Origin of the sequence: Komagataeibacter sp. FXV3, from assembly GCF_015155755.1 — a bacterium.
GTDB lineage: Bacteria > Pseudomonadota > Alphaproteobacteria > Acetobacterales > Acetobacteraceae > Komagataeibacter.
Genome location: NZ_VWPI01000060.1, coordinates 1 through 6,363, shown reverse-complemented (window position 1 = coordinate 6,363; position 6,363 = coordinate 1). Strand labels below are relative to the sequence as shown.

Genomic DNA, 6,363 nt, shown 5'->3' with positions numbered 1-6,363 from the left:
GGATGGTGCAGCGGGCTGCCGGGTGCGGGCATGTGGGATGCCAGGGCCGACATCTGCACGAACTGGCCCGGTGTTACGGGTTGCAGCCCCTTGTCATACCGGCTGGCCAGCGTGCCCAGGCGGTCGGGCTGGTTCAGCATGGCCCATTCGGCGCGCAGCATCGCCGTTTGCGAACGTACGTGTTCGGTCTGCTCCACGATCTGTGCGATCTGGTGGTCCAGGGCGGTCGTCTGCTGTTTCTTGTTATACAGGAACAGGCCGGAGACCGCGGCCACCACGGCGAAGAATAACGTGACAAACCGACTCATTCGGCAGTTTCCGATGCTGGAATGGATGAGGGGGCAATGCATTCCATCGCGCGCAGTCTTGCGCTGCGTGCACGTGGATTACGGCGGGTTTCGTCCTCTCCCGGCCGGATGGGGCGTCCGGTCAGGAGCGTAAAGTCCGTGGGGGCCGCGCGCGCGGTCATGGCGCGCGGGTCATGGCGGGACGGGGCGGGCATGCGGCCCGCGGCGCGCGCCATCGCCTGCTTGACCAGCCTGTCCTCCAGCGAATGGAACGATACGACAACCAGCCGCCCGCCGGGCGCCAGCAGGCGGGGGGCGGTTTCCAGCACGCGGCTGATCTGGCCCAGTTCGTCATTGACGTGGATGCGCAGGCCCTGGAACGTGCGGGTGGCGGGGTCGATGCCCGACTTGTCGGGACGCACGACCGAACGCACCACATCCGCAAGCTGCGCCGTGCGCAGCAGCGGGGCTTCCGCCCGGGCGGCCACGATGGCGCGGGCGACGCGGCGTGACAGCCGTTCCTCGCCATAATGGTAGATGATGTCCGCCAGTTCCGCTTCGGGCAGCGTGTTGACCACGTCGGCCGCCGTCGGCCCCGTGTCATTCATGCGCATGTCCAGCGGTCCGTCCATGCGGAAGGAGAAGCCGCGCTCGGCCTCGTCAATCTGGTAGGACGATACGCCCAGGTCCAGCACGATGCCGTCAACCTGCGTGATGCCACCGTCCGCCAGCAGATCCGCCATGTCGGCAAACCCGCCATGGAGCAGGTGCAGCCGAGACGCGCCATGGCCGTCAGGGAAGGCGGGGGCAAGGGCCTGCCCGCGCGCAATGGCGGCGGGATCGCGGTCGATGCCCCACAGCTGGCAGTCGCAGGCGGCAAGGATGGCGCGCGCATAGCCGCCACCGCCAAACGTGCCGTCCACGTAACGGCCACCATCATGCGGGGCGAGGTATTCCATGACCTCGGCCAGCATGACGGGCACATGGCCGGGATCGTGCGGGGGGAAGGGGCCGTTCATGACGGCGTGCCCGTGGCGGGGGTGCCCCGGCCCGCCGTCAGGCGGCGGGCGCGTTCACGTGCGGCGGTGCGGCGGTCGGCTGCCGCCTGCGGATCCCAGATCTGGAAGGTGCGGCCCAGTCCCATGAATGTGACCTGATCCGTCAGCCCCGCATAGGTCCGCAGCGATTCCGGCAGCAGGATGCGCCCTTCCTTGTCGGCCTCGAACGGATAGGCATCGGCGTACAGGGCGGTGGCGAGGTCGTCGTGGTCTTCGGAAAAAATGTCCATTTCATCCAGCGGGCGGGTCAGTGCGGCAAAAGCATCGGCGGGCCATGCCTCAAGGCAGGGATGCAGATGGGACGGGCGCAGTATGGCCAGTGGCTCGCCCGATTTGGCCCGGGCACGCAGTGCGGCGCGGAATGTGGAAGGAATGGAAACCCGTCCCTTTGCATCCAGCCGGTTCTGGTGTGTGCCCAGGAATACACTCACGCTGCGCGATGCCCTCCCTTGGCATGAATTTCAGGAACCGGATGAATGACAGGCCGCTAGGCGACAGCGCCGGAATCCGGCCGCCACCCTTTGTTCCGGTATAGCCATGGGATAACATGGGATTTCATGGGTGGTCAATTAAAGATGTAGGAAAGATGGCTGAAAACTGCAGTTATTATAGCACAGCAGCCCACGCCTGCAGGTAAAGGGGGAAAGTCGGGGCCAATATGGCAGCAATGTGACATGTTTATGTTTTGTTCTTTAGTGTTAATACTTGTAAACAACTCTGGGTGAAGGGGGTTGCTTACCTCGTTTCACACCCGGGATAGGAAAAGATGCCAGACGGTCTGTAAGCCGGGTTCTGTCCGCCCATGGGGCGGGACGGTCATTCCTCTGCGATGGGCCTTGCGGCACACCTTGCGCGACCAACCCGAACGACGGGGCGGAAACCCCTGATGGCGCCTTGCGGCCCATCCGCCGTTCCTATTCGGTCTTGCTCCCGGTGGGGTTTGCCCTGCCATCCATGTTGCCATGCATGCGGTGCGCTCTTACCGCACCGTTTCACCCTTGCCCCCAACACGGCCCGTATTGCTACGGGCATTGCCGTGGGGGCGGTCTGTTTTCTGTGGCACTGTCCCTGGGGTCGCCCCCGCCGGCCGTTAGCCGGCACCGTTTTTCCGTGGAGCCCGGACTTTCCTCCATCACGTGTATGACCACGCGACAGCGACCGTCCGACCGTCTGGCATGCGGAAACTGGCGGTGCATGCATCTGGCGTCAAGCGATAAATGATGGATATGGGCCGCCCGGCCCGTCCGTGTTCGTGTTCCCGCCGGAGAAGCCCCATGCCAGACCCCGCCGCCGTGTCCCGCCCCGGCCTGCTGACCCGCCTGCTGCTGGGGGGCATGAAGCTGCGTGCCGCCCGCCGCGCGCATGAACCCCATACGCTGGAGGACATGCGCGCGAAGCTGGACCGCCCATGTTTTCCCATGGCGCTGTCATCGCTGCAGGTGCGGCGCGTCATCGCATGCCGCGTGCCGGGCAGTCGTGGCATGCTGTCCGCGCGGCTGTACGTGCCCTATGGCCGGGTGCATGGCGTGGTGCTGTTCATGCATGGGGGCGGGTATGTGCATTGCGGGCTGAATTCCCACCACGGCATCTGCTGCCGGCTGGCGCGGCAGTCGGGGGCGGCGGTGCTGTCCATTGCCTACAGCCTTGCCCCTGAAAACCATTTTCCCATTGCCGTGGATGACTGCTGGGCCGCGCTGCAGTGGCTGGCGGGGGAAGCCCACCGCTGGGGCGGTCCCATCGCGGTGGCGGGCGACAGCGCGGGCGGCACGCTGGCGGCCGTGCTGGCGCAGATGGCGCGCGACCGGGGCGGGCCGGAACTGGCCATGCAACTGCTGTATTACCCGTCCCTGTATGGTGAACGTGACGTGCCGTCGCGCCAGACCTATGCCAGCGGCTACATGCTGTCGACCAAACTTATGGAATGGTATGCCGAACAGTATGTCCGCACGCCCGCCGACCTGCGCGACCCGCGCCTGGCCCCGATCTATGCATCGTCACTGGCGGGACTGGCGCCTGCGGTGATCGGGCTTGCGCAATGCGACCCGCTGCATGACGAGGGGACAGGCTATGCCGCCGCCATGCAGCAGGCCGGAAGCAAGGCCGAAACCCGCACATGGCGGGGCACGGTACATGGGTTCCTGAACTTCTACGCCTTCCTGCCCGCCGGGCGGGAGGCCATACGCTATGGCGCCCATGCCCTGAAACGCGCCCTGCGTAGCGCGCGCGGGGTCAGCGCGGCAGCGGGTGGAACACCCCCGGTGACTGCCAGTCCGTCCGTACCGTCTGGTCAATCCGATCGATCTGCAGCGTAAACAGGTGCGGCAGGGTGTTGCGGTCCCCGGGGCACTTGCCGGAATGTTTTTCCATGACGTCAATGCGGGTGGCGTCCGGCGGGTCGTTACCGTTGAGTACGAACAGCAGGCAGTCCTTGGAATCCGATGTCATGCCGTTATGGGTGACGATGGTGCGGAAATGTTCGACCAGTGCGGTGTTGTCAAACCAGCTTGTGCGTGAAAACGTCAGCTTGTCCGCCGCCTGATCCAGCCAGCCCATGCGGCCGACCAGAAAGACAAGGGCCGCCATGGGCACGATCATCAGCACCCGGCGCACGATCCGCTGTTTCAGGCTGACGGGCGCGCGCCTGCGGGTCAGGCGCGGCGGTGTGGATGCGGGGGCTTTGGTCATGCGGGGGTCATTTCTTCATGTCCTCGTGCCACAGGTGCCCGGACTGGGACAGCAGGTTGCGCGCGCCTTCCGGTCCCCATGTGCCGGCGGCGTAGGGTTCCAGCGGGGCCTTGTTTTCCCGCCAGCCCTGTTCGATCGGGTCGATCCAGCGCCATGCGGCGGCCACTTCGTCACGCCGGATGAACAGGATCGGGTCCCCGCGCACCACATCCAGCAGCAGGCGTTCATACGCGTCGGGATAGCGGACGTTGAAGGCCTTTTCGAATTCGATGTTGATGTCGGCCTGACGCAGCGCAAGGCTGTCGGTTGGCGTCGGGTCCTTGGTTGAAACCGACAGCATCACCCCCTCATCGGGCTGGATGCGGATGATCAGGCGGTTGGGTTCGGGCCGGTTGGCGAAGATCGACCAGGGCGCCGACTTGAACTGGATCACGATCTCGCTGGACTTTTCCGCCATCCGCTTGCCCGAACGCAGGTAGAACGGCACGTTGCCCCACCGCCATGTCAGGATTTCGGTCTTCAGCGCGACAAAGGTTTCCGTCTCGCTCGTCACCCCTTCGCCCAGGTCCTCCAGGTAGCTGCCGACCGTCCTGTCGCCAATCGTGCCGCGCATGTACTGTCCACGCGCGGTATAGATCGCCACGTCATCGGCCGCGATGGGCTTGAGCGCGTGCAGCACCTTCAGCTTTTCATTGCGCACGCTGTCGGCTTCCAGTGAGACCGGCGGGTCCATCGCCACCAGGCACAGCACCTGCAGCAGGTGGTTCTGGATCATGTCGCGCAGCGCGCCGGACCGGTCGTAATACGCGCCGCGCCCTTCAACCCCCACGGTCTCGGCCGCGGTGATCTGCACGTAATCGATCGCATCGCATGACCACAGCCGTTCAAACACCGGGTTGGCGAAACGCAGCGCGATCAGGTTCTGGACCGTTTCCTTGCCCAGGTAGTGGTCAATGCGGAAAATCTGGTTTTCGTGGAAGTGGCGGCCCACGCTGTCATTGATCGCCTCCGCACTGGCAAGGTCGGTGCCGATGGGTTTTTCCAGCACCACGCGCGACTGTCCGGTAATCAGTCCCTGCGTATTCAGGTTTTCACAGATCTGCCCATACAGCGCGGGGGAGGTGGCAAGGTAGTAGACCCGGATGCGGGTGGCGGGCACGGCGTCCAGCAGGGCCTTAAGCGCGGGCCAGTCGCTGTCCGTTTCCGCCCCGTTCAGGCTGACATAATGCACCATGTTCAGGAAACGCTGCACGGTTGCATCATCCAGCGCCCCGGGCTTGACGTGTTCGTTCAGCGCCGCATGCGCGCGCTGCTGGTAGTCGGCGCGCGACAGGGGGGAACGCGCGGTGCCGATGATGCGGGAATCATCGGGGATCTGCCCGTCGCGGTAACGGTGATACAGCGCAGGCAGCAGCTTGCGCATGGTCAGGTCACCTGTCCCGCCGAAAACGATGTAGTCAAAGGTGTCAACGGGGGGAAGATGTGCCATGGAAGTTGGCCTCCTGCCTGTATAATGTGCCAGACATGCCGGGGGGCATGCGTGGGGTTGGGGCATGCCGCAAAAGCTGCATACGGGCTGCCGCTTCGATTACGGCCCGTCTCTCGGGGCTGTCAAGTTGGCATTGACCATCGGGCGACGGCGCGATAATCCCGCCCTTCCACCCCGTCGCCTAGTGACATTCCCTTCATGTGTGCTGATGGGCGCGGAACGGCACAATCACGATATCTGGAGACACCTGCCATGAATGCTGACAATTTCGAGGCGGAAGACAAGTCTGCCGCCGTCGGCGGTATCGCAGCCGACCGCCTGCGCAGCATTATCGAACGCGTTGAACGCCTGGAAGAAGAGCGCAAGGCCCTTGCTGGCGATATCAAGGATATCTTTACCGAAGCGAAGTCCGCCGGTTTTGATGTGAAGGTGATCCGCCAGATCATCCGCCTGCGCAAGCAGGAACCGGCCGAGGTGGAAGAACAGGAAACCCTGCTTGACATCTACCGCCGCGCGCTGGGCATGTAATGGTCTGGCGGTGCGGGGGAAAACCGCCCGCATTGCCGGGTAACTTCAGTTCAGGTGGCACGATACATGCTGTCGTCCCTTTTTCCCGAATGGATGCCCGCGTGGGCGCAGGCCGTGCTTCTGATTGGCGGCATCCTGTTTACGCTGGTGTGGCTGCTGGTGCCCTTCGCGGTCTTTGGCGTGAAGGGACGGCTGGATAACCTGGCCATACAGCTTGATGACCTGCAGGCGGAACTGCGTGTCATCGCCATGGGCCAGCATGCGGCCGCCCCCGCGCCGCCCGCCGCCGGTGATGTCCTGCCGGACATCGTGGCCC

Annotated in this window: 6 protein-coding genes, 1 other RNA gene and 2 pseudogenes; 3 read left to right on the top strand and 6 right to left on the bottom strand. The window is 64.5% G+C overall.

The window, feature by feature from the left end; genetic code table 11:
- The 4 genes and pseudogenes from F1542_RS06140 to rnpB all read right to left on the bottom strand — a co-directional run.
- A pseudogene (locus F1542_RS06140) lies at window positions 1-308 on the bottom strand (ABC transporter permease); the annotation flags it as partial.
- Window positions 305-1,306, bottom strand: a complete 1,002-nt coding sequence (gene rsmH, locus F1542_RS06135; protein ID WP_193732267.1) for a 16S rRNA (cytosine(1402)-N(4))-methyltransferase RsmH — start codon at window positions 1,304-1,306, stop codon at window positions 305-307. The gene rsmH and the pseudogene F1542_RS06140, both read right to left, overlap by 4 nt.
- Entirely contained in the window at window positions 1,303-1,776 is a 474-nt protein-coding gene (gene mraZ, locus F1542_RS06130) for a division/cell wall cluster transcriptional repressor MraZ (protein WP_193732266.1), read from the bottom strand. Before mraZ ends, rsmH begins: the two co-directional genes overlap by 4 nt.
- A 334-nt stretch (window positions 1,777-2,110) precedes the next feature.
- Window positions 2,111-2,519, bottom strand: an RNA gene (gene rnpB / locus F1542_RS06125) — RNase P RNA component class A.
- Between the two features lie 100 nt (window positions 2,520-2,619).
- Here rnpB and F1542_RS06120 point away from each other — a divergent pair.
- Window positions 2,620-3,657 (top strand): alpha/beta hydrolase, encoded by a 1,038-nt coding sequence (locus F1542_RS06120; protein ID WP_193732265.1) that lies wholly within the window; start codon window positions 2,620-2,622, stop codon window positions 3,655-3,657.
- Here F1542_RS06120 and F1542_RS06115 read toward each other — a convergent pair.
- Both F1542_RS06115 and zwf read right to left on the bottom strand, forming a co-directional pair.
- On the bottom strand, window positions 3,575-4,030 hold the full coding sequence (locus tag F1542_RS06115) for a hypothetical protein (protein WP_193732264.1): 456 nt from the start codon (window positions 4,028-4,030) through the stop codon (window positions 3,575-3,577). The two genes, F1542_RS06120 and F1542_RS06115, sit on opposite strands and share 83 nt — an antisense overlap.
- A 7-nt stretch (window positions 4,031-4,037) precedes the next feature.
- Window positions 4,038-5,519 (bottom strand): glucose-6-phosphate dehydrogenase, encoded by a 1,482-nt coding sequence (zwf, locus tag F1542_RS06110; RefSeq protein ID WP_193732263.1) that lies wholly within the window; start codon window positions 5,517-5,519, stop codon window positions 4,038-4,040.
- A 252-nt stretch (window positions 5,520-5,771) separates the two neighbouring features.
- Between zwf and F1542_RS06105 the strand changes: the two genes are divergently transcribed.
- Together F1542_RS06105 and F1542_RS06100 are read left to right on the top strand one after the other, a co-directional pair.
- Window positions 5,772-6,047 (top strand): DUF2312 domain-containing protein, encoded by a 276-nt coding sequence (locus tag F1542_RS06105; RefSeq protein WP_010509284.1) that lies wholly within the window; start codon window positions 5,772-5,774, stop codon window positions 6,045-6,047.
- Window positions 6,048-6,113: 66 nt separating this feature from the next.
- Window positions 6,114-6,363 (top strand): annotated as a pseudogene (locus F1542_RS06100) (hypothetical protein); the annotation flags it as partial.